Source organism: Saccharothrix syringae (assembly GCF_009498035.1).
GTDB lineage: Bacteria > Actinomycetota > Actinomycetes > Mycobacteriales > Pseudonocardiaceae > Actinosynnema > Actinosynnema syringae.
Window position 1 is genome coordinate 5,024,449 of sequence record NZ_CP034550.1, and the last position, 25,154, is coordinate 5,049,602.

General features: G+C 74.6%; 26 protein-coding genes and 1 pseudogene. 17 read left to right on the plus strand and 10 right to left on the minus strand.

Features of this window, described 5'->3' with window-relative positions:
* The first annotated feature begins 147 nt into the window (after nt 1–147).
* Both EKG83_RS21835 and EKG83_RS21840 read left to right on the plus strand, forming a co-directional pair.
* Complete coding sequence (locus EKG83_RS21835) at nt 148–480, plus strand: hypothetical protein (protein WP_153278287.1); 333 nt, start codon at nt 148–150, stop codon at nt 478–480.
* Nucleotides 481–564: 84 nt separating this feature from the next.
* A complete protein-coding gene (locus tag EKG83_RS21840; RefSeq protein WP_033429604.1) occupies nt 565–993 on the plus strand; it encodes an ATP-binding protein in 429 nt (142 codons plus the stop codon).
* Between the two features lie 109 nt (nt 994–1,102).
* Here the strand turns inward: EKG83_RS21840 and EKG83_RS21845 are convergent, their stop codons facing one another.
* A complete protein-coding gene (locus EKG83_RS21845) occupies nt 1,103–1,459 on the minus strand; it encodes an STAS domain-containing protein (protein WP_051765177.1) in 357 nt (118 codons plus the stop codon).
* A gap of 303 nt (nt 1,460–1,762) precedes the next feature.
* On the opposite strand from EKG83_RS21845, the gene EKG83_RS21850 reads away from it, so the two are divergent.
* Entirely contained in the window at nt 1,763–3,196 is a 1,434-nt protein-coding gene (locus tag EKG83_RS21850; RefSeq protein ID WP_033429603.1) for a serine/threonine-protein kinase, read from the plus strand.
* A gap of 3 nt (nt 3,197–3,199) precedes the next feature.
* Here the strand turns inward: EKG83_RS21850 and EKG83_RS21855 are convergent, their stop codons facing one another.
* On the minus strand, nt 3,200–4,204 hold the full coding sequence (locus EKG83_RS21855) for an asparaginase (RefSeq protein WP_211269039.1): 1,005 nt from the start codon (nt 4,202–4,204) through the stop codon (nt 3,200–3,202).
* Between the two features lie 216 nt (nt 4,205–4,420).
* Between EKG83_RS21855 and EKG83_RS21860 the strand changes: the two genes are divergently transcribed.
* Nucleotides 4,421–6,280, plus strand: coding sequence for a PPC domain-containing protein (locus EKG83_RS21860; RefSeq protein WP_033429601.1), 1,860 nt, complete (start codon nt 4,421–4,423; stop codon nt 6,278–6,280).
* 443 nt (nt 6,281–6,723) lie between these two features.
* Here EKG83_RS21860 and EKG83_RS21865 read toward each other — a convergent pair whose 3' ends face one another.
* Nucleotides 6,724–8,271: an AMP-binding protein gene (locus tag EKG83_RS21865; RefSeq protein WP_170191795.1), complete on the minus strand. Its 1,548-nt coding sequence runs from the start codon at nt 8,269–8,271 to the stop codon at nt 6,724–6,726.
* Nucleotides 8,246–8,551: a hypothetical protein gene (locus tag EKG83_RS21870; protein WP_153278288.1), complete on the minus strand. Its 306-nt coding sequence runs from the start codon at nt 8,549–8,551 to the stop codon at nt 8,246–8,248. The genes EKG83_RS21865 and EKG83_RS21870 overlap by 26 nt, the downstream gene beginning before the upstream one ends.
* 188 nt (nt 8,552–8,739) lie before the next feature.
* On the opposite strand from EKG83_RS21870, the gene EKG83_RS48030 reads away from it, so the two are divergent.
* The 3 genes from EKG83_RS48030 to EKG83_RS21880 are packed head-to-tail and all read left to right on the plus strand — an operon-like array spanning nt 8,740 to nt 12,051.
* On the plus strand, nt 8,740–9,909 hold the full coding sequence (locus EKG83_RS48030) for an ATP-binding protein (protein WP_228122758.1): 1,170 nt from the start codon (nt 8,740–8,742) through the stop codon (nt 9,907–9,909).
* Nucleotides 9,810–11,333, plus strand: a complete 1,524-nt coding sequence (locus EKG83_RS48035) for a LuxR family transcriptional regulator (RefSeq protein ID WP_228122760.1) — start codon at nt 9,810–9,812, stop codon at nt 11,331–11,333. The genes EKG83_RS48030 and EKG83_RS48035 overlap by 100 nt, the downstream gene beginning before the upstream one ends.
* 43 nt (nt 11,334–11,376) lie before the next feature.
* Entirely contained in the window at nt 11,377–12,051 is a 675-nt protein-coding gene (locus tag EKG83_RS21880) for a S1 family peptidase (RefSeq protein WP_033429599.1), read from the plus strand.
* Nucleotides 12,052–12,082: 31 nt separating this feature from the next.
* Here EKG83_RS21880 and EKG83_RS21885 read toward each other — a convergent pair whose 3' ends face one another.
* The gene (locus tag EKG83_RS21885; RefSeq protein WP_153278289.1) at nt 12,083–13,909 is read right to left on the minus strand and encodes an alpha-galactosidase; all 1,827 of its coding nucleotides are present in this window, start codon (nt 13,907–13,909) and stop codon (nt 12,083–12,085) included.
* A gap of 305 nt (nt 13,910–14,214) precedes the next feature.
* On the opposite strand from EKG83_RS21885, the gene EKG83_RS21890 reads away from it, so the two are divergent.
* From EKG83_RS21890 to EKG83_RS21905, 4 genes are all read left to right on the plus strand, one after another.
* Nucleotides 14,215–14,532, plus strand: a complete 318-nt coding sequence (locus EKG83_RS21890; protein ID WP_033429598.1) for a hypothetical protein — start codon at nt 14,215–14,217, stop codon at nt 14,530–14,532.
* 1 nt (nt 14,533) lies between these two features.
* Nucleotides 14,534–14,719, plus strand: a complete 186-nt coding sequence (locus EKG83_RS21895) for a hypothetical protein (protein ID WP_033429597.1) — start codon at nt 14,534–14,536, stop codon at nt 14,717–14,719.
* Nucleotides 14,720–14,838: 119 nt separating this feature from the next.
* On the plus strand, nt 14,839–14,985 hold the full coding sequence (locus tag EKG83_RS21900) for a hypothetical protein (protein WP_153278290.1): 147 nt from the start codon (nt 14,839–14,841) through the stop codon (nt 14,983–14,985).
* Between the two features lie 83 nt (nt 14,986–15,068).
* Nucleotides 15,069–15,407, plus strand: a complete 339-nt coding sequence (locus EKG83_RS21905) for a DUF1330 domain-containing protein (protein WP_228122768.1) — start codon at nt 15,069–15,071, stop codon at nt 15,405–15,407.
* A gap of 3 nt (nt 15,408–15,410) precedes the next feature.
* Here the strand turns inward: EKG83_RS21905 and EKG83_RS21910 are convergent, their stop codons facing one another.
* Complete coding sequence (locus tag EKG83_RS21910) at nt 15,411–15,578, minus strand: hypothetical protein (protein WP_153278291.1); 168 nt, start codon at nt 15,576–15,578, stop codon at nt 15,411–15,413.
* Nucleotides 15,579–15,675: 97 nt separating this feature from the next.
* Here EKG83_RS21910 and EKG83_RS21915 point away from each other — a divergent pair, with 97 nt between their 5' ends.
* Entirely contained in the window at nt 15,676–16,077 is a 402-nt protein-coding gene (locus tag EKG83_RS21915) for a four-helix bundle copper-binding protein (RefSeq protein WP_033429805.1), read from the plus strand.
* A gap of 528 nt (nt 16,078–16,605) precedes the next feature.
* On the opposite strand, the gene EKG83_RS21920 is transcribed toward EKG83_RS21915, so the two are convergent.
* Both EKG83_RS21920 and EKG83_RS21925 read right to left on the minus strand, forming a co-directional pair.
* Nucleotides 16,606–17,052, minus strand: a complete 447-nt coding sequence (locus EKG83_RS21920) for a hypothetical protein (RefSeq protein WP_033429595.1) — start codon at nt 17,050–17,052, stop codon at nt 16,606–16,608.
* Between the two features lie 76 nt (nt 17,053–17,128).
* Complete coding sequence (locus EKG83_RS21925; protein WP_051765169.1) at nt 17,129–17,992, minus strand: matrixin family metalloprotease; 864 nt, start codon at nt 17,990–17,992, stop codon at nt 17,129–17,131.
* Between the two features lie 815 nt (nt 17,993–18,807).
* Between EKG83_RS21925 and EKG83_RS47010 the strand changes: the two genes are divergently transcribed.
* The 3 genes and pseudogenes from EKG83_RS47010 to EKG83_RS49710 all read left to right on the plus strand — a co-directional run.
* The gene (locus EKG83_RS47010; RefSeq protein WP_194283046.1) at nt 18,808–18,975 is read left to right on the plus strand and encodes a hypothetical protein; all 168 of its coding nucleotides are present in this window, start codon (nt 18,808–18,810) and stop codon (nt 18,973–18,975) included.
* A 69-nt stretch (nt 18,976–19,044) separates the two neighbouring features.
* Nucleotides 19,045–20,532, plus strand: a complete 1,488-nt coding sequence (locus EKG83_RS48040; RefSeq protein ID WP_228122770.1) for a glycoside hydrolase family 2 protein — start codon at nt 19,045–19,047, stop codon at nt 20,530–20,532.
* Nucleotides 20,529–20,621, plus strand: a pseudogene (locus EKG83_RS49710) (AbfB domain-containing protein); the annotation flags it as partial. The gene EKG83_RS48040 and the pseudogene EKG83_RS49710, both read left to right, overlap by 4 nt.
* Before the next feature lie 182 nt (nt 20,622–20,803).
* Here EKG83_RS49710 and EKG83_RS21940 read toward each other — a convergent pair.
* Nucleotides 20,804–21,898 carry an FAD-dependent monooxygenase gene (locus EKG83_RS21940; RefSeq protein ID WP_033429594.1) on the minus strand — a complete coding sequence of 365 codons (1,095 nt, stop codon included), beginning with the start codon at nt 21,896–21,898 and terminating at the stop codon, nt 20,804–20,806.
* Between the two features lie 142 nt (nt 21,899–22,040).
* Between EKG83_RS21940 and EKG83_RS21945 the strand changes: the two genes are divergently transcribed.
* Complete coding sequence (locus EKG83_RS21945) at nt 22,041–22,946, plus strand: TetR/AcrR family transcriptional regulator C-terminal domain-containing protein (RefSeq protein ID WP_033429593.1); 906 nt, start codon at nt 22,041–22,043, stop codon at nt 22,944–22,946.
* Here the strand turns inward: EKG83_RS21945 and EKG83_RS21950 are convergent.
* Nucleotides 22,868–23,857: a LysR substrate-binding domain-containing protein gene (locus tag EKG83_RS21950; protein ID WP_063741279.1), complete on the minus strand. Its 990-nt coding sequence runs from the start codon at nt 23,855–23,857 to the stop codon at nt 22,868–22,870. The genes EKG83_RS21945 and EKG83_RS21950 overlap by 79 nt on opposite strands.
* A gap of 77 nt (nt 23,858–23,934) precedes the next feature.
* Between EKG83_RS21950 and EKG83_RS21955 the strand changes: the two genes are divergently transcribed.
* On the plus strand, nt 23,935–25,152 hold the full coding sequence (locus tag EKG83_RS21955) for an acetyl-CoA C-acetyltransferase (protein ID WP_211269037.1): 1,218 nt from the start codon (nt 23,935–23,937) through the stop codon (nt 25,150–25,152).
* Nucleotides 25,153–25,154: the final 2 nt, after the last annotated feature.

Below are 25,154 nucleotides of genomic sequence, written 5' to 3' on the forward strand. Positions count from 1 at the left end.
CCGGCCGGGCCCGCCACCCGAACCGGAGGACACCGGGGCGGCCGACGCCGGGGCGCCCAGCCGATCCGGCCCCCTTCGCGGGCATCACCGACGAGGGCGCCGAGCACACCCGCCCCATGCTCGACGGCGCGCGGACGGCACTCGACGATGTCAACCGATCGGGTGGAACCGCCGGCCGCCGTGGTCAAAGCGACGCGGACCTTCCAGACCTCCTGCGGCTACCGGCCCGACCGGCAAGCCGCCACCGCCTACGACGCGGTGATCGCCCTGATCCGCGCCCCGCGCACCCCCGGCTTGCGCTTCACCGCCGAGAGCCGGGCCGCCGACCGGGCGTCGAGTCGTAACCGCCTCCTTCTTCCCCCATGGCCGACCCGGGCCCGGAATCGGCAACACGTTTACTTTCATGCGCAACTAACGAAGGCGGATTTCGGCTTTTGCCCGGTGTGGTGGGGTGACCTGCGCGGCAAGCGGCTATGGTGACGTCAGTCGCGGCATGGTTGACGGATCGAACATGCGGGTATCTCCGCGCCGTCCAACGTCTTCGGCGGAGAGGACGTGAGGCGCGTGACGCTCCTCGAGGAGAACGAGGGCGGTCCCAGAGCGCTGGCCCTGGAGCTGACCGACGAGGTCCCGCCGCTGGTGCGGGTGCGTCGGTGGGCGGGCGACGTGCTGGCCGACCTGACCGACGACGAACTGGGGGACTGCATGCTGGTGGTCACCGAATTGGTGGCCAACGCCTACGACCACGGCGAAGAGCCGCGTCGGGTGCGGCTGCACCGGTCGTCGGACCCGTGCTCGGTGCGGATCGAGGTGGACGACGGGTCCTCGGGCGAGGTGGTGGTGGGCCGGTCGCGGCTGGGGGCCCACCGGGGGCGGGGCATGGTGCTCGTGGCGAACCTGAGCGCGTGCTGGGGCGTGGAGCAGCGCGAACGCGGCAAGACGGTGTGGGCGGAGGTGGCCTGCTCCGCGCCACCGCCCGCCGACTGGGGCTGATCGGGCGGCGCGACGGTGCCGCCGCGACGGCACCGTGACGGCTTGGTCGTCGGCGCTCCGGCACCTCGGCGACCGCTGGATCGCCGGCGTTCCAGCGCCGCCCCGGCCGTCAGCGCGTCAGCACCGCCGTGACCGCCTGGTCGACCGTGCGGCGCACGGCGATCTCCCGGTCCAGTTCGGTGATCCGCATCGGCAGCAGCACGGCGCGGTGCTCGGCCGCCACCGCCAGGACCGCCCCCAGGTCCCGCGCGCGGGTGATGGCCTCGGCCAGCATCTGCAGGCCGGTGGAGCCGATGAAGTCCACGCCGGACAGGTCCAGCACCAGCCCGCGCGGGTGGCGGTCGAGCTGGTCGAACACCTGCTCGCGGACCGGTTCGACGGTGGTCGAGTCCACCTCGCCGGTCACCACCACCACGGGGGTGCCGCGATGGCGGGTGGTATGGACTGTGGTGTCGGTGTCGAGCATGGGGGGCGCCTCTCGTCGGAACCCACGAGAACCGGCAGCCGAGCTGTTGCTCAACCCGTATGTCGCTCCGCGGCGGATCGGTGGTGAATCACCGGGTTCAACAGTACGTGCCCGCCACCACCCGGCACAATCGACCGGGCGAGCGCTGCGGTAACCGGTTACCACCACCCGATGGTGCGGCCCGGAGCGGATAGTTCCCGAATTCCACCCGCCGACGCCGCGAATCCCGGTCGTGATCACCGGGCCGGGAGCGGTCCGTAAGGTGTGCGCGGCGGTGGTGAGGCGGGAAGGACGGGTGAACCGGTGACCGAGGTCGGGAGTCTGGTGGCCGGCCGGTACCGGGTGCGCGAGCGCCTCGGCGGCGGTGCGATGGGCGTGGTGTGGCAGGCGTCCGACGAGCGCCTGGGGCGCGTGGTCGCGCTCAAGCAGCTGGTCGTGCCGCCGGGCGCGGACCTGGCCGAGGCGGTGCGGCGGGCCGAGCGGGAGGGCCGCATCGCGGCGCGGCTGCAGCACCCGAACGCGGTCACCGTGCACGACGTGGTCGAGCAGGACGGCCGCCCGGTGCTGGTCATGGAGTACGTGCGGGCGCGCAGCCTGGCCGAGTCGGGGCGGCTGGCGCCCGAGCGGGCGGCGCGCGTCGGCGCCCAGGTCGCCGGGGCGCTGGCCGCCGCGCACGCGGCCGGGATCGTGCACCGCGACGTCAAGCCGGGCAACGTGCTGATCACCGCGGAGGGCACCGCGAAGATCACCGACTTCGGCATCGCCCGCGCGGTCGGCGACGTCGCGGTGACCCGCACCGGCCTGCTCGCCGGCACGCCCGCGTTCCTGTCCCCGGAGGTGGCCCGCGGCGGCGAGCCGGGCCCGGCCTCGGACGTGTTCTCGCTGGGCGCCACGCTGTACGCGGTGGTGGAGGGCAGACCGCCGTTCGGCGACGGTGACAACCCCATCGCCCTGCTGCACACCGTCGCCGCGGGCCGCTTCCCGCCACCGGCGCACGCCGGGCCGCTGACCGGGCTGCTGCTGGACATGCTGCGCACCGACCCCGCGACCCGCCCGACCATGGCCCAGGTCGCCGACCGGCTGGCCGCTCCGGCGGTCCACGCGCCACCACCCGCCACTCACGCGGTTCCGGGGCCTGCGCCGTTGGCCGCCACCCGGGCGGTCCCGAGACCTACTGCCGCCCTGCCGGTCCCGAGATCCGCCCCACCGGCGGGTATCCGCAGGCCGCGCGTGGCGGTTCCGGTCGCCGTGGCGGTCGTCGGTGCCGCCGCCCTGGCGCTGGTGCTGACCGACGGCGATTCGACCCCCTCGGCGACGAACCCCTCCAGCACGTCCGCGGCACCGTCCAGCACGACTACCGCCGGTGTCGACCCGCAGGTGCTCACGCGGGCGGTGGCCGACTACTACGCGCTGCTGCCCGAGCACGCCGACCGGGCGTGGGCCAGGCTCGGGCCCGGTCTCCGGGGGCAGGACAGGAAGCGGTACGAGCGGTTCTGGCACGAGGTCGAAGACCTCACCGTCGACGGCCCGCCCCAGGCCGCCGGTCCGGACTCGGTGACCGTGGGCATCACCTACACCGTCCCCGACCGGGGCCGGTTCACCGAAACCCACCGGCTGGGCCTGCTCGTCGACGGTGATTCGGTGCTGATCGACTCCGACGAGGTCCTGTCCTCCCGGCAGGTCGACGACGGGAAGAAGGACAAGAAGGGCGAGGGCGAGAAGAAGGGCAGGGGTTAGCGCTCACCGCGCGTTCGGGTAGGGCCAGTCCTGTGGCGAGCCGTGACCGCCGGCGGCTTCGAAGGCGGCGGTGGTGGTGCGGTGGTCGGCTCCTGTGGTGAGCAGGCCGTGGAGGAGGATGCGGGCTTTGCGGGGGTCGAGGAAGCCTGCGCGGATGAGGCCGCGGGTGAGCAGGTCGTGTTCGGAGCCGGGGAAGGCGTAGGTGTTGGCCAGGGTGGGGCCCGAGCCGGTGCGGGAGGCGAGCACGACCGGGATTCGGGCGGCCAGGTCCTGGAGGGGTTGTGTCCAGGTGGTGGGGACGTGGCCGACGCCGAAGGCGGCGACGACCAGGCCGTCGAGGTGGTCGGCCAGGGCGGGCAGCAGTTCTCCGGTGTCGCCGAGGGTGGCGGTGATCAGGCCGACCCGGGCCTGTCGTGTCGTGCCGGTGGGCAGCAGTGGGCGGTCGGGGAGCCGGTTGAGGAGGGTGGGGTGGCCTTCCACCACGTAGCCCAGGGGGCCGCCGTCGGGTGAGGCGAAGGTGGCGGTGCTGGTGGTGTGGGTTTTGCGGGCGCGGCGGGCGGCGTGGATCTCGTCGTTGAACACGACCAGGCAGCCGAGGTCGCGGGTGGTGGGGTGGGCGGCGGTCTGGATGGCGGCGAGGATGTTGGCGGGGCCGTCGGCGCCGGCGAGGGTGGGGTTGCGCATCGCGCCGGTGACGACCAGGGGTTGGGGTGCGGTGTGGCGCAGGTCGAGGAAGTAGGCGGTTTCCTCGATGGTGTCGGTGCCCTGGGTGATCACCACACCGTCCGCCCCGGCGGCGCACTGGTCGTGGACCTCGTCGACCAGCGCGGTCAGGTCGGCGAAGGTCAGCGAGGCGCCCGGTACCCGCCGGAAGTCCACGACCTCGACCTGGATGCCGGTGTCGGCCAGTCCCGGGACGGCGGCCACCAACTGCCGGGCCGACAACGCGGGAACGACGCCTCCGCCGTCGGCGGAGGTCATGGCGATCGTGCCGCCCAAACCGATCACGACCACACGACCGGGTGAAGCAGGTCCCTGGGAAGGTGACACGAACGTCCTCCTGCTGATGTCGGGCTCCTGAGCGCGGGGGCGGGCCGGATGTCGTAGGTGCCGGTGCTCGGTCCGCACCACCGGTTGGTGTGAACGGGGCAACCTGGCCGGAAAGCCGCACCCGGCACCCTGCCGGTCGGTTCCCTGGTCGTTCGAGACCGAGGGGGCAACACTATGGTCAAGCGTTCACTCACCGCACTGGTGGCCGGCGTCTCGCTCCTGCTGGGCGGGCAGGCCGCCGCGTCCGGGGCGGAGCCGGTCCCGCGGCTCCGGGTCGACCCGGCGCTGGTGTTCCCGTCGGGCCGGGCGGGGACCGACCGGGTCGCGGTCGCCCGCGACCGCGAGGCCAAGGCGCGGGCGCGGGGACAGCGGGTCGACGCCCGGGCGGCCCTGCCCTACCGGGAGCGGGAGCCGGTCGGCACCAGGGGCGGCAACGACACCCCGGCGACGGCCGAGCACGTCGCGGGCTTCGGCACCGGCCGCGGCACCAGCCCGAAGGTCGCGTTGACCGGTGACCTCAGGCCCGACGACACGATCCCGGTGCTGCCGGCGTTCCCCGAGACCGACGACGCGATCGGGCTCGCGAACGACACCGGGATCGGCGGCACCCGCCCGGCCCTCCGCGTCGGCGGCGTCATCGGCGACGGCCCGTACGGCAGCGCCGGCGACGGGACGGGCGACTTCGACTTCTACCGGCTGGGCGGGGGCGCGTCCGGGGTGACGTTCACCGCGCGCACGTCGACCCCGACCGGCGACCTGGACACGCTCCTCGCGCTCTACGACGACCGGGGCAACCTGTGGGACGTCAGCGGCGACGCGGGCGGCACCACCGATTCCGCCATCACGTTCACCATCCGCCCGGGTCGGGACTTCTTCCTGGTGGTGGGTTCGGACCCGGACCTGTTGCCGCGCGACGCCACCACGCCCGGCACCGGCGCGGGCATCGGCAGCGAGGGCCCGTACGAGCTGCTGATCACGAGTGGCCGCAGCGGCGGCGACCTCGACCGCTACTCGTTCGACCTGCGCGCGGGCGACGTGCTCGGCGCGTCCGTATCCGGCGGCGGGACGCGGCTCGCCGTGTACGACCCGGCCGGTCGCGAGGTGTTCGGCTCCTCCCAGGACCTCACCTACGTCTTCGCCGCCGACTCGCCGATGCCCGGCGGCGGCAACGCGGTGGTGGACTTCGTGGCACCGGCGGACGGCCGGTACCAGCTCGGCGTCGAGGCGGGCGAGGGCGCGTACGACGTGGAGCTGGAGGCGTTCCGCCCCGGCACGGAGACCGCGCCCCGCGGCAGCGTGCACACGATCTTCCTGGACTTCGACGGCGCCCGGGTCAACACCGCGATCTACGGTGGCGGCGGCGGGCTGCGCGACTTCCGGCCGCTGGCGGACTTCCTGCCGGGGTGGGGCCTCGCGCCGCGGGACGAGCGCGCGCTGGTCGACGCGGTCACCGCGACCGTGCGGGAGAACCTGGAGCGGGACGTGGCCGCCAAGGGCACCAACCCGGGGTTCGCGCTGCGCATCCTCAACAGCCGCGACCACGCCGACCCCTGGGGGCGGCCCAACGTCAGCCGCGTCGTCGTCGGCGGCAGCTCCACCGAGACGGGTATCCACGGCATCGGTGTCGCGCAGTCCATCGACGCCGGGAACTTCGGCCGGGAGGAGACGGCGGTGGTGGTGCTCGACGAGCTCAGCGCGCCGGCGGGACCGGAGTGGTCGCTCAACACCTACCTCCCGCCGGGCGGCGAGCGGATCCGGTTCATCGGTCGGGCGCTGGGCAATGTCGTCAGCCACGAGGCCGGTCACATGTCGGGCAGCTGGCACACCGACGAGCTCAACGGCGTCCACGGCGTGATGGACCCGGGCGGCGACCCGGCCGTGATGTTCGCGGTGGGGCCCGACCGCGTCGGCGGCACGGCCGACGACCCCGACCTCGACCTCGTGGCGGACGAGCTGAACCCCGCCGAGGGGTTCAGCGGCACCGAGGACACCCTCAACCGCACCGCGTGGGCCTTCGTCCGGGGAACCGGCTGACACCCACCTGGCGACCAGCGCCGCCATCGTGAACCGGGCGCGGTCGGTGATGGAGTACGGGTTGCCGCCCGCGCAGCAGACGCACGAGCTGGTGAAGGTGCCCGGTGTGCCCGCCGACGGACATGGGACGTCGCGCCCCGGGTGGTGCGCGCGATCGAGGTGCCCGGGACGCGCACTACGTCGGCGAGTACGGCGACCGGTCGTGGGTCGGCCTCAAGACCGGCAACCACGTGCTGTCCGTCGGCCTGGTGGCCGACCGACCTGTGGGTGGCCCCGCTCGGCAGCCGGGAGGGCGGCACGGGCACCTTCGGGCGCATCGACACGGTGCTGCCGACCCGGCACCGCAAGGCCCACCGACCCCAATCCCGGCGACCCCAGCCGATCCCGCCGGTCACGGGCGGTGGCGGAACCGGCGGGTGCCGGTGGCGATCCGGGGGACGGGACTACGGACGGTCGGACAGCTCTTGCCCGGCCCACTCCGCGAGCAGTTCCCGGTACCGGGTGCCCGCCGGGAACCCGCGGTGGAACAGGACGTGCCGGATGCCGGCGGTGTGCGGGTACGCGGAGAGCAGGGCCAGCACGCGCTTCTCCACTCGTTCCGGGTCCGCGCCGCGTTCGGGTTCGACGCACACCACGGGCACCTGCCCACCCGGCTCGCCCACACCGACCAGCGCGCTGCGCCGGACCCCGCGAACGGTGTTGACGACCGGCTCGACCTCCTCGGTGCCCAGTTCACCGCCAGGGGCCCGGACCCGCTGCGACTTGCGACCGTGGAACCACAGCCTGCCCTGCTCGTCGAACCGGCCGAGGTCGCCGGTGCGGTGCACGACGCGGTCGCCGTCGCGGACCCAATCCAGCGCGGTCTCCCGGTCACGGCCGGGGTGGCGCTCGCCGGTGCCCGGTCCGGCCACGGTGATCTCACCGACCGCCCCGACCGGCACCACCAGGTCGTCGCTCCAGGTCTCGACCGGTCCGTCGGCCACGCGGATGACGCGCACGGTGTTGCCGTCGAACGGCCGACCCAGGCAGGTGCCCTGGCCGCGCTCGGCGGCCCGGCGCACCGCCCCGAGCAGGTCACGGCTCTCGATCGCGCTGATCAACGAGCTCTCGGTCGTGCCGTAGACCGAGTACAGCCGGGCGTCCCGGGGCAGGCACCGGCGCAGGCGCTCCGCGACGCGCGGGTCCAGCGGCGCGCCCCCGGCCAGCACCACGCGCAGGGAGTCCAGCACCACGCCGCGCCGGGACAGGGCGTCCAGTTCGGCCGGGGAGGCGAACACGCCGGCCACCCCGAACCGCCGGATGGTCGCGGCCGGCAGCCCGGGGGCCTCGTCCGGCACCACCAGGCGCAGCCCGGACAGCGGGCCGACCAGGGCGAGCGCCGGGGAGGTCGACAGCCATGCCTCGCCCGGACCCAGGTCCAGCAGGTCGTCGACCAGGCGTGCCCGCGCGGCCAGGTGCCGGGCCCGCAGCTCCACGGGCCGGGACCCGGAGGTGAACGCCACGGCCGCCACGGCGTCCGGGGACGGTTCGGGCAGCCTCACCCGCCCGGCCGTGGCGACCAGCCGGTCCAGGGTGTGCCCTCCCCAGAACCACCGCCGGCCCACCGTGATCCGCACGCCCGGCCGACCCCGGCGCCGCAGCACCCGGGCCGCGTGGGCGCGCGGGGTGCCGATGACCACCTCCGGCGCGGCCCCGGGCACGTCGACGACCACCGCCTGCAGCCGGGCCAGGGCGAGGGCCAGGGCGATCGACTCCGGACCCGGCGGCACCAGCACGCACACCCGCGTCCCCGGCCGCACCCCCGCCGACGCCAGGGCGTGCACGCAGTCGTCGGCGAGTCGGCCCAGCTCGTGGAACGTGACCCCGGCGTGCCGCCCGCGCCGGGTCGGGTGGTGGACGGCGACGGCGTCGGGGCGCCGCGCGACCTGGTCGGCGAAGCGGGTCACCAGGTCGGTGTCCAGGGGTTCACGCGACGGGGGAGAGGCAAGCACGGATCCCACCCACCGGTTCGTCGCGCGAGGACAGCGTGTACCGGCGGGCGTCCTCGGCGGGCTCGGACGACGGGCCCGTGCCGATGTGGTCCGGCGCCGGGCAGCGGTGCGCGCCGGTCAGGTCGCGCCGCAGGTGGCCCCGGCCCGGGTCGCCGTGCACCGGCGGCACCGGCGGCACCGGCGGGTCGTCGCCCTCGTCGAGGTGGTGCTGCCGCAGGTCCCCGCGCTCGAACCGGCGCGAGCGGAACCCGCGCAACACCGCACCGCCGACTTCAGGCATCCACCCGCACCCTCTCGATCCACCGCGCACCGGACGGCACACCGTGGCACGGTTGATCGTCCGCGGTGAGGGCTCCCGTCCCCTGAAGGTGTGATCCGGGGCGGAATTCCACTCGTCCAGGTGCGGTGGCCGCCCTCCGGTGGTGGCACGCGACCCGCCTCGAACCGCGCGGTACGGTCGGGGTTGGTATGGACCTCCTCGGCCGTGACGACCTGCTGGCCACCGTGCGGGCCGCGCTCGCGCGGGGTGCCGTGCTGCTGCACGGGCCGGTCGGCATCGGCAAGACCGCCGTGCTGGACGCGGTCGTGCCGACCGGCCCGGTGGTGCTGCGGAGCAGCCCGGCGGAGGCCGACCGGCGGGTGCCGCACCTGGTGCTGGCCGACCTGCTCGCCGACGTGCGGGTCGAGCTGCCCGCGCCGCAGCGCGAGGCGGTGGACCGGGTGCTGCGCCGCCGCGCCGGCGAGCCGGACCCGCTGGCGCTGCGGCGGGCCGTGCTGACCGCGTTCCGCGCGGTGGACCCGGTGGTCGTGGTCGACAACGGGCAGTGGGTGGACGAGGCGTCGGCGCGGGTGCTGGCGTTCGCGGCGGCCAGGGCGCGGCTCCGCCTGCTCGTCGCGTCCCGGGAGCCGGGCACCCTCGGCACGGTGGTGGAGGTGCCGCCGCTCTCGGCCGCGGCCACCGCCGAGCTGATGGCCCGCCACGGCGCGGTCGACGTCCGGCCGGCCGGTGGGAACCCGCTGTTCGCCATCGAGCTGGCCAAATCACCCGGCGGCGTCCCGGACCGGCTCCGCCACCTCGTCGCCGACCTGCTGGCCGCGCAGCCCGCCGGGACCCGCGCCGCCCTGCTCGTGGCGAGCCTGCTCGACGAACCCACCTTGCGCCTGCTCGCCCACTGCGGGCAGGACGACGCGGGGCTGCGCGACTGCCCGCTGGTCCGGATCGGGCCCGGTGGCGAGGTGCGCTTCCGGCAGCCGCTCGTCGCCGCCGCGGCACCGCTGGTGCTGCCGCCGGACGAGGTCCGCGCCGCGCACGCCCGGCTGGCGGCGCTGGTCGCGGACCCGGTGGCGCGGGCCCGGCACCGGGCGGGCGCGGTCGCCGGGTTCGACGAACCCACCGCCGCGCTGCTGGTGCGGGCCGCGGACACCGCCCGCCGCCGGGGTGAGCCCGACCGGGCGGCCGAGCTGGGCGGGCTCGCCGCCGAGCGCACCCCGCCGGGGGCGCGGGCGGCCGGGCGGCGGTTGCGCGCCGCCCGGGACGCATGGACGCGGGACGGCCGGGGGCGGCCACCGCGCTGGCGCGGGCGGTGCTGCGCTCGCCCGGCGTGCCGCGGGCCCCGCGGGTGCGGGCCTGGCTGCTGACCGTCGACGCCGCCGGCTACGCCAGGACCGCGGTCGACGGCATCGTCGGCGAGGCGCTGACCCAGGCCAGGGGTGACGTGGCGCTGGAGGCGCCCGCGACGTACCGGGTCGCGGTGCACGCGGCGGTGGGCGGCGACCTGCGCGCGGCCGCCCGGCAGCTGGCCGACGCGGTGCTGCTGGCCAGGACGGCCGAGGACCTGGGCACCGAGGTCATGTCGCTGTGCTCGCTGGCGCTGTGCCAGGCGGCCCTCGGCGACCCGACCGCCGGCGCGACCCTGGACCTGGCCCGGCGGATCGCGCCGGAGCGGATGGTGGTCGGCCACGTGGGCACGCGGTGGGCGGCGGCCCGCCTGGACCTGTTCGCCGACCGGCTGCCCGCCGCCGCCGAGCACCTGGCGGCGCTGCTCGACTCCGCCGGCGACCGGGGCGTGCTGTCCGAGGTGGTCGGCATGACGTGGGCCGCGGTGGAGGTGTGGGTGGCGATGGGCCGGTGCGCGGGTGCGCGGCTGCGGGCCGCGGAGTGCCTGCGCCTGGCCGAGGCGGCGGGCTCCGACCTCGCCTCGGCCTGCTACGGGGCGGCGCTCGCCGAGGCGTACGGCGGTGACCCGGTGGTGGCGGACGGGTTCGCGCGCCGGGGTGCCGAGCGCGCCGAGGCCGACGGCGACCACTCGTTCCTGGCGCGCAACCTGCACGCCCGGGGCTTGGCGGCGCTGGGCGCGGGCGATCCGCGGGCCGCGCTCGGGCCGCTGCGGCGGGCCGCGGCGCTCGAACGGGACATGGGGGTCGCGGACCCGGCGGTGTTCGCGGTGCTGCCGGACCTGGCCGAACCGCTGGTCGCGACCGGGCGGCTGGCGGAGGCCGCCGGGGTGATCGGGGGCGCCAGGGCGGGTGCGGTGCGGTTGGGCAGGCGTGGCGTGCTCGCGTCGCTGGACCGGGTGGACGGGTTGCTGCACCTGGCGCTCGGGGACCACGCCCGGGCCGAGCGGTCCCTGCGGGCCGCGGTCGAGGCGCACCGGGAGCTGGGGCAGCCGCTCCAGCTCGGGCGCGGGCTGCTGGCGCTCGGCGTCGCGGAGCGCCGGCGCAGGCGCCGGGGTGCCGCCCGCGGGCTGTTCGAGCAGGCCCGGCAGGTGTTCGCCGACAGCGGCGCGCCGGGGTGGGCCGGTCGGGCGGCCGCGCTGCTCGGCGACGCGCCCGGTGGTGCCCGGCTGACCGGGTTCGAGGCGCGGATCGCGCGGCAGGTGGCCGAGGGCGCGGGCAACCCGGAGGTGGCGGGGCGGCTGGGCATCAGCGTCAAGACCGTGGAGGGCGCGCTGACCCGGGTCTACCGCAAGCTCGGGGTGCGCAACCGCACCCAGCTCGCGGCCCGGCTGCGCGGGGAGCGGGAGTTCCCCGTTTCGGGCGGGGGAGCGGCGCGGTCATCCTGAACCCCGCCTGTCCCACCCTGCCAGCGGACGAGGAGATCCCCGCATGCGTTCCATCGCCATCGCCTGCGCACTGCTGTGCGCGGTCACCACCGCCCCGGCGAACGCCGCCGAGGACGGCGGCGCGCAGCCCCTGATCATCGGCGGTGCGCCGGTGTCGTCGGCCCCGTGGGCCGCCGCGGTCTACCGCAGCGGCTCGTTCACCTGCTCCGGCACGATCCTGGCGCCCCAGTGGGTGCTCACCGCCAAGCACTGCGTCGGCGCGGGCCTGTCGGTGCGGGTCGGCAACGTCTACCGCGCCCAGGGCACGCCCAGCTCGGTGACCCGGTACGTCAGCCACCCGCAGGCCGACATGTCCCTGCTCCAGCTCGCCACGCCGATCCAGACGAGCCAGTACTCGCGGCTGGCCGACGCCAACCCGCCCACCGGCTCCACCAACCAGCTCTACGGCTGGGGCTACACCAGCCGCACCGGGCCCGTGTCGCCGCAGCTCAAGACCGCCGACGTGCGGCTGACCTCGATCTGCCGCGACTACTACGGCGGGCAGGCGCTGTGCACCACCCGGATCACCGGCAACGCCTGGTCCGGCGACTCGGGCGGGCCGCAGGTTTACAACGGGCTCCAGGTCGGCGTCGCCTCGACCGCCGACGGGACCTCGACGCAGCAGTACAGCAGCGTGCCCGCGGTCCGGGCGTGGATCCGCTCCACCTCGGGCGTCTGACCCGCCGCCGGGGTGACCGGGCGTCGTCCGGTCACCCCGCGGTCGCCCGCCGCCACTGCTGGTTGGCGTTGCCGCCGCACGTCCACTGGACGAGCTGGGCGCCGTCGGCGGTGGCGGCGTTGAGCACGTCCAGGCACTTGCCGCTGTGCCGGGCGACCAGCCGCGCGTAGCCGCTGCCCGCGTCCTCGAACCGCCAGTGCTGGTTCGCGCCGCCGTTGCAGGTCCACTGGACCACCCGGGCACCGTCGCCGGTGGCCGGCGCGCCGCCGTAGACGTCCAGGCACAGCCCGCTGCCGACGTTGACCACCTCGCTGTACCCGCCGCCGGCGTCGCGCACCCGCCACCGCTGGTTGTCCTGGCCGTTGGGCGCCCACTGGACCACGTTGCCGCCGTCGGTGGTCGAGGCGTTGTAGACGTCGGCGACCTTGCCGCTGTGCCGCGCGGTCAGGGTCTCCGCGGTGGGCACGGGCACGGTGGTGCGCGGGGTGAGCCGGTAGAGGCCGGCGCCGTGCGCGGGCAGCGAGCGGGACAGCGTGCCGCTCACCGCGCCCAGGTTCGCGCCCGACCACAGGTCGACCACCGAGGCCGAGCCGATGCCGAGCTCGGCGAGCCGGAGCGACACCGTCGAGGTCGCGGAGCCCCGGTTGAACAGCGCGACGTACCGGTCCTGGCCGTCGGGGGCGTTCGCGGTCCAGGCCGTGTGCGTGCCCGCGAAGAGCTGCCGGTTGCCGGTGCTGTCCTGGTCGACGGCCAGCACGGCGGCGTTGGTCATCAGCGCCAGCTCGGAGGCGCGGTTCTGGGTCAGGTCGCCGCCCCACATCAGCGGTGAGCGGGTGATCGACCACAGGGTCATCAGGGTGCGCTGCTCGTCGGGCGTCAGGTTGGAGTAGCGCGGCGAGCCCACCGGGCCCTGCTGCGACAACCGGCCGATCGGGATCATGTCCGGGTCGGGCCACGCGCCGGCCCGGCGGTGCGGCGTCCACGCGTGCAGCCGCTCGAACAGGGCGTCCAGGCTCGACCAGTTGTCCCACAGGTCGTTGACGACCCGCCACATGTTGGCGTTGGCGGCGACGTGCGCGCCGTTGCCGGTCGAGGTCGGGCCGGGCGAGAGGCTGAGCACCATCGGCCGGCCGCTGCGCTGGATCGCCAGCCGGTAGCCCTCGACCTCGGCCTGCCGGTAGGTCGGGGCGGCGATGTCGTCGACCTTGACGTAGTCCACGCCCCACGAGGCGAGCAGCCTGAACTGGGCGTCCAGGTAGGACTGGGCGCACGGGTTGGCCATGTTCAGGCCCCAGTTGAGGTTCAGCCACGCGGCGGTGGTGCTGTTGTTGATCTCGTTGGCGCGGCAGTCGGTGCCGGGCACGGGGAGGTTGTCCGCGACCACCTGGCGGGGGATGCCGCGCATCAGGTGCACGCCGAACTTCAGGCCCGCGGCGTGGATGTAGTCGGCCAGCGGCTTGAAGCCGTTGGTGCCCGCGGCGGAGGGGAAGCGGGTGGTGTCGGGCAGCAGCAGGCCGTTGGCGTCGGTGCGCAGCCTGGGCTGGAAGTCGGCGCCCTGGTTGGGGCTGCCGGTGCCGCGGCCGGGGTAGTACCAGGCCCAGTCGATGACGACGTACTGCCAGCCGTGCTGCTTGAGGTTGTCCCTCATGTAGTCGGCGTTGGCCTTGACCTGCGCCTCGGTGACGTTCCAGTTGAACGAGTCGTAGCTGTTCCAGCCCATCGGCGGGGTCGTGGCGACCCCGTTGTCCCACGCCAAGGCGGGCTCCTCCGATCCTGAGGTGCAGGTCGCGGCCAGCAGGGCGGCGGCGGCGAGCAGCGCGCCCGCCCGTCGCGCGGATGAGGTCCGGAGTCCGCCCACGGTGTCTCCTGCTCGTCGTTGAGGGGTGCTTCCGCCGGTTCCCGGCTCGCGCCGTCGAGCGAAGTGCGAAAAAGTGTCGCACCGTTATGTTCACGCTCACAAGAGACGGTAAGGCGTCATGTAGCTGGTTCCTTCGGGTGATTGTGCAGTTGTGGTTAGCGTTCACATGACCGTCTTGCGATTCCGTGCGGCTGATCACGGGCGGATCGCAAGGCAAGCGTCAGGTTCACCCCCGCCGGTCGGTGCCACGATCGGGGCAGGCCGCGCAACGGCGTGCGGCCGCCATCGTGCGGGGGAGGGGCGCTGTGACGTCCGTGGGGACGCGGCCGAGCGCGGTCGCGCGGCGTCGGCCCTGGTGGGACGCCGCGGTCTCGTTCGCGGTCGCGGTGTGCTCCCTGGTGCACGCCATGGCGCCGCGGGAGACGCCGTGGGAGACGCCGTGGCTGGGGCCGGTCCTGGTCGGGATCGGGGTGTGGCTCGCCGTCGCCGCCCTCGCGGAACCCCTCCCGGAGGCGGGTGACGTCGCGGTCGGCGACGCCGTCACCGGCGCCGTCGTCGTGCTCGCGGGGGTGGGCGCGACCGCCAGGGCGGTCGTCCGGTGGCGGTACGCCGCCGACCGGTGACATGACCGCGATACCCCACCAGCACGATCCCGCGGCGCTGCTGCTGATCTGCGACAGCTGCGGGTCCGCCTACGAGGGGGACACCTGTCTGCCTTGGATCACCCTGTGGGCGGTGGCGATCGGCGCGGGGTGGCGCGGCCGGGACCGCGCGATCGGTCCCCACCGCTGCGCCCGCTGCCCGGCTTGAGGGTTGCGACGAGGCCGCCGTGAGGTCGTGCCACCGCCCGCCTGCCGGGCAGGCCGGCCGGGCCGGTCGGCTCGACCTCGACACCCGGCGGCAGCCAGGCGGACAGGTGCTCCACGTCGGTGACGACCTCGAACACGGCCTCGGCGTCGGCGGGCGTGGACCTCGTCCGGGCCGCCGCGCTCGAGGCGCTGAGCGAGCAGTGGGGCGCGCTGGCCCGGGGCGGCACCACGACCACGTGGGCGGAGATCCCGCTCGACGAGGGCTGAGGCGGACCGGTGAACCCGCCGATGCGGGTCGCGGGGCGCGTGGCCATGCTGGGCGCATGGCCGTTGATCCACGTGGTGCGGATGTGAAGCGACTGCTCGCCGAGGACCCGGGCGGGCCGGTGGTGATGCTCAACCTGCTCCGGTTCGCCGAGGGCGGGGACGAGTCGTACCGGGAGTACGCGCGTCACCTGCGCGAGACGTTCCTGCCCCGCTACGGCGCCGAGGTCGTCTACGCCGGCGTCGGGTCCACGGTGCTGGTCGCGGAGGACGGGCAGAGCTGGGACGCGGTGGTGGTCGTCCGCTACCCCGACCGGGCGGCGTTCGGCCGCATGGTGGCCGATCCCGAGTACCAGCAGGTGACGCGGCTGCGCACGGCGGCGTTGAGCGAGGCGGTGCTCCAGGCCACCACGCCGTGGCGGTGAGGCTCAGGGTTGGCGTTCCCGCTGGACGTGCTCCTGGGCCTGGCGCGGGTCGGCGCCGTGCTCGCGTGCGTCGACGGCGGTGCGCAGTTCGTCGGGGTTCATTCGTTCGTGGTGGAGCACACCGAGCAGTTCGGCGCGTTTGTGCAGCGCCTCGATGTCCGTTTTATCCATTGTGGTCCTTTCTGTTGTAACGGACCCCGAAAACGGAATTACCCACTCGGAGCCGGGTACTCACGCGGGACGACGAACGCGCTGAGAGGTGATCGGGTTGACCACCACGACGATGCTGGAGACCTACCCGGCCGAGATCAACCTGGACCGGGTGAAGCTCGCGGCCGTGATCGACGCCCTGATCGCGTGCTCCGAGGCGTGCACGGCGTGCGCGGACGCCTGCCTGGGCGAGGACTCGGTGGCGGAGCTGACCAAGTGCGTGCGCACGAACCTGGACTGCGCCGACGTCTGCGGCACGACGGCGCGGGTGCTGTCGCGGCACACCGGTTACGACGCCAACGTCAGCCGGGGCCTGCTGGAGGCGTGCGCGACGGTGTGCAGGTCCTGCGGCGACGAGTGCGGGGGGCACGCGAGCATGCACGAGCACTGCCGGATCTGCGCCGAGGCGTGCCGGGCGTGCGAGCGGGCCTGCCGCGACCTGCTGGCCGTCATGGGGTGAGCCCGCCCGGTAGGGCTTCGGGTGGCCTCACCGGCTGCCGTGGGGGATGTCGAGCAGGCCCTTCGGCCTCTCGGGCCGGCCAACCCCGCCGGCAGGTCGAGCCGTCGCCGCAGCGGGGGTGTGAGTCGCGCCGACCGCCGTCCTCCGGTGGTCTGGCCGGGCGTCGCGCGACCGCCTCCCGGTAGCCGGGGTCGTCGAGCCCGGCCCGGAACGGGCTGGACACCTCGTTCGCGACCAGGCCCTGCCGCTCCGCCGGCTCGACGAACCGCCCGGAAGTACGCCCAGGCGGCGGCCCGGTCGGCGTCGACCTCCTGCCGCCGCCGGACCACCCGGTGCAGCCACGCCTCCGGCGCCCCGTACCCGCTCTGCCTGACGTCGCTGTTCACCGGCCGTCCCCCGACGATCGCCGAACCGCTCCCGCTGGTGTCCGGCATCGCCCTGACGATCCCGGGCCTGTTCGCGTGCCTGCCGACCGCGGTCACCGGCGTGGTCGAGGCCCTGCGGCGCGGCCGACCTGCCGCGCCCCGGTCATTCGCAGGGCGAGGGCTCCTGGTCGACCGGGTGGAAGCGGACCGTGCCGACCCGGTCGTTGGCGAACTCCAGCGTGTCCCGGTCGACGAGCACCGCGGTGCCGGGGAGGTAGCCGGTGTAGGTCGTAATCCCCCGCTCGTCCGGGGTCGGCCGCGGCTCGGGCAGGGGCTGCTCGGCCTTCCAGGTGCGCCCCGCGAACGCGGCGAACTCGATGCCGCAGTGCACGTACAGGTCGTAGGCGTACCGCGTTCCGATGACCGGTTCCCCGGGGGCGGGGGACAGGGGCGCGGACGACGGGGGCGCCGCGGGGACCGAACTGGCGGTCGTCGAGGTGGGCGGTGCTGCGCCGGGGTCGCCGCCGGTCCCGCACGCCGCCAGGAGGAACGCCGACAACGCCCCGAGGACGGCGGCCGGGCCGCGCTGGTGGATGGTCGTCGAGCGCATGGGGGTCCTTCCGGGCGACGGCACGTGATCACGGTGGGGACGGAACGGGGGCCCATCCTGGTTGCACGGCTCGCGGTCAGGCGTACAGGTCGGCCAGCAGGGCGAAGTCGTTGCCGTCGGGGAGCGGCGCGATGTCGTTGTTCGCGTGGAACAGGCAGCTCGACTCGTTGGTGTTGTGGCTCAGGCCCAGGGCGTGGCCGAGTTCGTGGCACGCGGTCTTGCGGTGGGCGTTGGCGCTGCGCGGGTAGTAGTCGTTGAACTCGCTGCGGACCGAACCGTCGATGAAGAAGGTCCCGTTGTCCTGCCAGGTGGTCTGCGTGGACCAACCGGTCGCGCCGAAGTCGCCGTTGGTCACGTTGACGCAGTGGGCGCCGCCGACGTTCGGGCAGGTCGCCCAGCGGTACCAGGAGTCGACGCCCTGGGCCTGGTTCCAGGTGGACACCGCCGCGTCGACCGGCCAGGCGGCGCTGGTGTGGTCGACGAAGTAGATCTGCGGGTGCGCGTGCCCGTTGCGGGCCCATTCGACCCTGGGGCACGTCAGCGTCGTCGCGGTCCACCACGCGCACGCGCCGTCGTCCAGCGCCGTCACGCCCTCGGCCCGCGGGTCGACCAACCCCGTCACGCCCTGCTCCTTCAGCCGGTCGAACAGCTGCTGGTCGGTGATGCCCGGGGCGGGGGCGTACAGCGTGGTCTCGCTGGTGCCGTCGCCGAGGTCGCGGACGGTCCGGACACCGCGGTCACCGCCCACGCCGGGCTGGGGAGCGGGTCGCGTGGTGGGAGCGGGCGCGGTGGGCGGTTTGGTGGTCTGGGTGACCGCCCCCGGCTTGCCGTCGGACGCGGCCTGGTCCGGCGCCGCGGTCGCGGGCGCGGTCGCGGCGACCAGGGCCGCGGCGAGCAGTCCGACGACCGCGGCCAGGCGTGCTCTCCGTGAATCTGGCATGGCTGTCCCATTCTTCTAATTGGTGCGGGAAGGCGTCGCTGCGGCGGGATTCGCGGTGGGCGTTCCGCGGTCGACCGGGTGGTGCGCGGGGTGGTGCCGCGTGCCAGGCTAATGCGGGACTGATTGTGCACCAAGGGTTTTGCTGATCCCTTCCCGCGCGCGGGCGGCGGCTTCGGGAATTGCTCTGGATGGTGGAACGCCGCCGCGGGATCGGTCGCTGTCCCGCCGGCGGGTGGACTTCTCGGGAGCCGTTGGGAAATGTCCTGTGTTTTGTCAAGCGCGCGTACGGGAAGTTCCACGCGGTTTTTCCCGGTCGTCGCACGGGCGGGCCGCACCTCTGTGTGCGGTCGACCGGCGATCGGACAAGATCACCGGCTCGATCGGACGGGATCAAACATGCAGCCGGTGGCCTTTCTTGTTCAGGCTCCGCTGGTCAAGGTCGGTCCTTACTGCCGGTGAAAGGTCGAGGGTTGGTCTGGTCCATTGGTGGATCTCCTCTTGACCAGCACAAGATCCCTGGCAAGCTCTACGGGTCAAGTGGGTTGCTGTTGGAGTCGACTTGTCGAGCTGCGCACCTCCGGCCGCAGCCGCCGGGCCCGACCTGCCGACCGCCGTGGCGGGTAACCCGTTCGTGGACGGCTGGTACGCCGACCCGGACGTCGCGCGTTCTCCTCGACCGACCTCGTGCACTGGACCAAGCACCCGAACGTGTCGTCTTCATCGACGACGACGGGCACCACCTACCGGGAGATCACACCTTCGGGGTACGTGGAGGGCGCGCAGATGTTCAAGCGCGGCGGCCGGTACTGCCTGATGTGGTTCAAGGGCGGCTGGACGGGCCCCGGCACTCGGTGTCCTACGCCATCGCCGACTCGCCCACCGGGCCGTTCGCCAAGCTGGACGGGGTACTCACGCAGGGCCCGGTGGTCGCGCGCGGCTCGGGGTGCAACTCGGTGCTCAACGTGCCGGGCACCGACACCTAGTACGTCGTCTACCACCGCAGGCCGCTGGGCGAGACCGACGGCAACCACCGCCGGCTCGCCTACGATCGCATGAACTTCAACGCCGACGGCACCACGTACGGGTGGAAGACCCACGGCGGTTCGTGGACCGTCCCGGACGGACGCCTGCGGGCCGGCAGCTCCGCCGGCGGCAAGGCGTTGCCGGACACCGACTTCGACGACTTCGCCCAGGACGCCGACGTCACCGTCACCTCGGGCGGCGGCGACGCGGGCCTGGTGTTCCGGGCGACCGGGGCGGCGGTGGGCGTGGGCGCCTACTCCGGCTACTGCGCGGGCACCGCCCACCACCTGCGCGTCACCGCGGTCGGTTCGTCGATCAGGGTGTACGTCGGCGACATGACCACCCCGCGGATCAGCGCCACCGGCGCGACCCTCGCCTCCGGCGCGAACGGCGTGCGCGTGTTCAACCCAGATCTACGAACTGCGCGTCTTCGGCCGACCGCCGCTCACCCCTGCACCCCCTGCACCCCCTGCACCCCCTGCACCCCCTGCACCCCCTGCACCCCCTGCACCCCCTGCACCCCCTGCACCCACGAGGAGTTCCACGCGCCGCCTCCGTCGCCTCAGCGGCAGCCGTGCTGGCATTGGCCGCCGCGCCGGTCAGAAGCAGCCGGTCGGCGAGCAGACCGACAACCCCGGCGGCATCTTCTGCACGCGGGTCAGGGTCCTCACCCGCGGAACGTCGGCGGGCACACCCCGCCGGCCGAGGCGCCGGCCGGCTCCACCGCCGTGGGCAGCGCGACCGGCGGCTTCACCGAGTTCTCCGCGCCGGTGCCCAACGCCCGGCGCTGGTCGCCCGACGACCCGTACCTCCACGACCTGCGCGTGTCGCTGCACAACGCTCCCGGTACCACCGTGGACCAGGTCGTCGGCTACTTCGGCACGCGCGAGGTCGGCACCCTGGACCAGGTCGAACCCGCCCGCTGGTGCCACCACGCCGACCGGCTCGGCCTGCTGGTGTGGCAGGACGTCCCGCCCACGCAGGCGTTCGACGCCAACCGCACCCCGGCGCAGGTCGCCCAGTTCGAGGCCGAGGCCCGCGAGATCGTCGACGAGCACCGGTTCTCCCCGGCCGTGGTCGCCTACGTGCCGTTCAACGAGGGCTGGGGCGAGTGGAACCTCGCCGACACCCGGCGCATCACGACTGGCGCGTCCACACCGGACCGGACGCGCCCGTCGGCCACCCGGGTCTCCGCGCTGGGCGAGTCCGGTGGCGCCGGGCCGCGCGACCCCGGCCACGGGTACAGCCCCAACGGCCAGTTCTTCGCCTACGAACAGGTGAACAGCACCGCCCAGCTCAACGACCGCTACACCGGCGTGGTCCGCGACGTGCTCGACACCAACCGGGTGCGCGCCGCGCACGCCGACCTGATCGCCGCCTCGCGCAACCTCGACTCCCGGGTGCCCCTGCCCCTCGGGCACGTCCGCTCGTTCCGGGTGACCCCCGGCCACGCCGACCGCTACCTGCGGCACGCCAATACCTGCGGCACGCCAACTCCGCGGCCCGCACCGACGTGATCACCACCGCGAGCGGTGACGGCGCGTGCCAGGACGCGTCGTTCCGGACCGTGGCGGGCCTGGCCGACCCGCGCTGCCACTCGTTCGAGTCGCTGAACTTCCCCGGCTCCTACCCGCGCCATCACGAGTCCCAGGTGTTCATCGCCTCCGGCGGCGACACCGGGTCCAACCGCCCGCAGACCCCCACCGCCGACAGCAGCCGGAACCTCGCGGCGCCCTGGGCGCCGTGGTGGCGTCCCCGTGGTGGCCGACGGCGCGCCACCACGGAGGTTCACCCGTCCAGGTCGATCGCGCTCTTGGCCCGCTCCACCGACTCCGGCGACGCGCCCCGCCCGGGGTTCTCCGTGGCCAGCGCCTGGTTCAGCTCCGCGAACGGCCGCACCCGCCGCTCGTAGCGGGCCGCCGCGCCGGCGAAGTCCCGGGCCAGCTCGTCGGCCAGCACGTAGGCGCCCACCAGGCTCAGGCTGGTGCCCTGGCCGGACAGCGGGGACGGGCAGTGGGCGGCGTCCCCGACCAGCACGACCCGCCCGCGCGACCAGGTGTCCAGGCGCACCTGGGCCATGGCGTCGAAGTAGAAGTCCGGTGCCCCGTCCATGGCCTTGAGCAGCCGCGGGGTCTCCCAGCCCAGGCCGGCCGCCCGCTCGGCGAGCAGCGCCTTCTGCCCCGCCACGTCGTGGCGGTCGTACTCGAAGGGCTCCGAGGCGAAGCCCAGCGTGGCCCGCAGCTCGCTGTTCCCGCGCGCCGGGTACAGGCAGCAGGTCGCGCTGTCGCCCTGCACCCACACCTGCCAGTCGTCCAGGTCCAGGAAGTTCTCGGTGCTGAACACGGCCACGTAGGACCCGAGGTGGCGCAGGAACCGCGACTCCGGGCCGAACGCCAGCCGCCGCACCGCCGAGTGCAGCCCGTCCGCGCCGATCACCAGGTCGAACGCGCGCGGCGCGCCGTGCCGGAAGGTGACGTGCACGCCGCGGTCGTCCTGCTCCAGCGCGGTGATCGAGTCGCCGAACAGGTACTCGACCCCGGCGCGGCCGTGCAGCAGGGACGTGAGGTCGTCGCGCAGCAGCTCGATGTCGTCGCTGTCGAGGCGGCCGCTGCTCAGCGTCATCTCGGTGGAGCGCCACTGCTCGTTGCCCTCGGCGTCGAGCATCGTCATGCCGCGCATCCGGGTCCGCGCCCGCCGCGCCTGCGCCAGCAGGTCCATCCGGTCCAGCACCTCCAGGGCGACGCCCCGCACGTCCAGGGCCTGGCCGCCGCTGCGCAACCCGGGCGCGTTCTCGACGACGGTGGTGGCGAAGCCGTGGCGGTGCAGCCAGTGGGCGGCGGTGAGGCCGGCGACGCCGGCGCCGGAGATGAGCACGCTCTTCATCAGGGGGTCCCTTCCACTGCGGTGTACGCGACTGAACGTACGCAGTACGCGCAGCGTCGACCAAGCCTGTACTAGCTCAATAAGCCCTGTTCAGAGGCCAAGTGCCTGCTAGGTTCTGCACTAGTACAGGAGGAGGCTCGACATGATCCCGCCCTACCAGCGCATCGTCACCGAGATCAGGCGCCGCATCGCCGAGGGCGAGCTGGCCCCCGGTGACCGGGTGCCCTCGGCCCGGCAGGTCGCCAGGGAGTGGGACGTGGCGCTGGCCACCGCCACCAAGGCCCTGACCACGCTGCGCCAGGAGGGCCTGGTCGAGGCGCTGCCGCGGGTGGGCACCACGGTGGCCGCCGCCCGACCGCGGCCGGCCGCGGCCGGGGAGGCGCCCGAGCTGACGCGGGAACGGGTGGTGCGCGCGGCCATCGAGATCGCCGACGCCGAGGGCCTGTCCGCGCTGTCCATGCGCGGCATCGCGGCCCGCCTGGGGGTGGCGGCCATGTCGCCCTACCGCTACGTCACCGGCAAGGGCGACCTCGTGCTGATGATGGCGGACGCGGTGTTCGGCGAGGCGCGGTTGCCCCCGCACCCGCCCGCCCACTGGCGGACGCGGGTGGAGGTGGGCGTCCGGGCGCTGTGGGCGCTGCACCGCGCCCACCCGTGGCTGGCGCAGCTCGGCCCGCTGACCCGGCCGCTGATGGTGCCCAACCTGCTGACCTGCTCGGAGTGGGTGCTGGCCGGCCTCGACCGGCTCGGCTTGGGCGCCACCGCCACGTTCGACCTCAACGTGCTGCTCTACAGCCACGTCCTGGGCATCGCGGTGCACCTGGAGCGACAGGCCCACGCGGAGAGCGTCACCGGCATGTCCGACGAGGAGTGGATGGCCGGCCAGGCCCGCGCCCTGGACCGGCTGACCTCCTCCGGGGCGAGCCACCCGACGTACGCGCGGATCATGGGCTCCTTCGCCGAGACCGGCTACGACCTCGACCTGGACGCGCTGTTCGAACTCGGGCTGCGCTCGATCCTCGACGGGCTGGAGGCGCGGGTCGCCTGATCCGGGCGGCGGACCAGGCCGCCCAGCACCGCCACGGCGCGCGAGAGCGCGGGGGAGCGGTCGTCGGCGCGGACCGCGGCCGCGAGGTCGATGCGGGCGCCGCGGCCGGTCAGCGGCCGGTACGCCACGCCCGCCACGCCCAGGTCGGCCACCGGTTCGGGCACCACGGCGACGCCCAGCCCGGCCGCGACGAACGTCACCAGCGTGGAGGTCTCGGAGACCTCGTGCCGGACGCGGGGCTCGAAGCCCGCCTCGCGGCACAGCTCGGCCACCACCCCGTGCATCACCGACCCGCCCGCCGCGTGCATCACCGACCCGCCCGCCGCGTGCAGGACCAGGTCCTCGTCGCGCAGGTCGGCCACCCGCAGCCGGCGGCGCGCGGCCAGTCGGTGGCCGTCGGGCACGGCCGCGATCAGCCGGTCGGTGCGCAGCACCCGCACCCGCAGCGCCGGCTCGTCCACGGGCGGGCGCAGCAGCGCCAGGTCCAGCTCGTGCCCGAGCAGCGCGGCCACCTGCTCGGGCACCAGCACCTCGCCGCGGAACGACACCTCCACGCCCGGCAGCTCCTCGCGCAGCGCGCGGGCGAAGGCGGGCAGCAGGCTGTAGGTGGCCGACCCGACGCAGCCCACGACCAGCCGGCCCTGCGCGCCCGCGGCCACGCGCCGCGCCTCCTCGGCCGCGTCGTCCACCTCCGCCAGGACCGCGCGCACCCGCCGGAGGTACGCCTCGCCCGCGTCGGTCAGCTCCACCCGGCGCCGGGTGCGCTCGAACAGCAGCACGCCCAGCTCCGCCTCCAGCTGCCGGATCTGCTGGGACAGCGGCGGCTGGGCCATGTGCAGCCGCTCGGCGGCCCGGGTGAAGTGCCGCTCCTCGGCCACGGCGAGGAAGTAGCGCAGGTGACGGAGTTCCACCCCTTCATACTTCCTGCATATCAGTGTCGATGAAATGAGTATTTCCGAATATCACCGGACCGATCTACGGTCGACGGGTGAGCGAAGTCGTCATCTGCGAGCCGATCCGTACGCCGGTCGGCCGGTTCGGCGGTGCCCTCTCCCGGCTCGGTGCCGCGGACCTGGCCCGGGTCGTGCTGGAGGAGCTGGTGCGCCGCACCGGCCTGGGTGAGGGCGACGTCGACGACGTCGTGCTGGGCCAGTGCCACCCCAACGGCGAGTCGCCGGCCATCGGCCGGGTCGCCGCGCTCGACGCGGGCCTGGGCACGGGCGTGCCGGGCATGCAGCTCGACCGCCGCTGCGGCTCCGGGCTCCAGGCCGTGCTGCACGCCGCCGGTCAGGTGGCCACCGGTGCGGCCCGCCTGGTCGTCGCCGGGGGCGTGGAGTCGATGTCGCAGGTCGAGCACTACGCGCTGGGCCTGCGCGACGGCGTCAAGCAGGGCGGGGTGCAGCTGCTGGACCGCCTCGACCGCGCCCGCCTCACCGCCGGCGGCCGGGACCACCCGGTGCCCGGCGGCATGCTGGAGACCGCCGAGAACCTGCGCCGCGAGTACGGCATCTCCCGGCAGGAGCAGGACGAGCTGGCCGTCCGCTCGCACCGGCGCGCCGTCGCCGCCCACGAGCAGGGCCGGTTCGCCGACGAGCTGGTGCCCGTCACCGTGCCCGGCACGCGCGGCAAGCCCGACGTGGTGGTCGACCGCGACGAGCACCCCCGTCCCGGCACCGAGGTCGAGAACCTGGCCAGGCTCAAGCCGGTGCGGATCGCGCTCGACCCGGGGTCCACCGTCACCGCGGGCAACGCGAGCGGCCAGAACGACGGCGCCGCGATGTGCGTGGTCACCACCCGGGACGAGGCCGAGCGGCGCGGGCTGCGGCCCCTGCTGGCGCTGCGCTCGTGGGCGGTGGCGGGCGTGGGCCCCGAGGTGATGGGCATCGGCCCGGTCCCGGCGGCCGCGGCCGCGCTCGGCCGCGCCGGGCTGACCCTCGACGACGTCGACGTCATCGAGCTGAACGAGGCGTTCGCCGCCCAGGTGCTCGCCTGCCTGCGCGAGTGGAAGGTCGACGCGGGCGACGACCGGCTCAACCCCAACGGCTCCGGCATCTCCCTGGGCCACCCGCTGGGCGCCACCGGTGCCCGCATCCTGGCCACCCTCGCCCACGAGATGCGCCGGCGCGAGGCCCGCTACGGCCTGGAGGCCATGTGCATCGGCGGCGGGCAGGGCCTCGCCGCGGTCTTCGAGGGGGTCGCGCCGTGAGC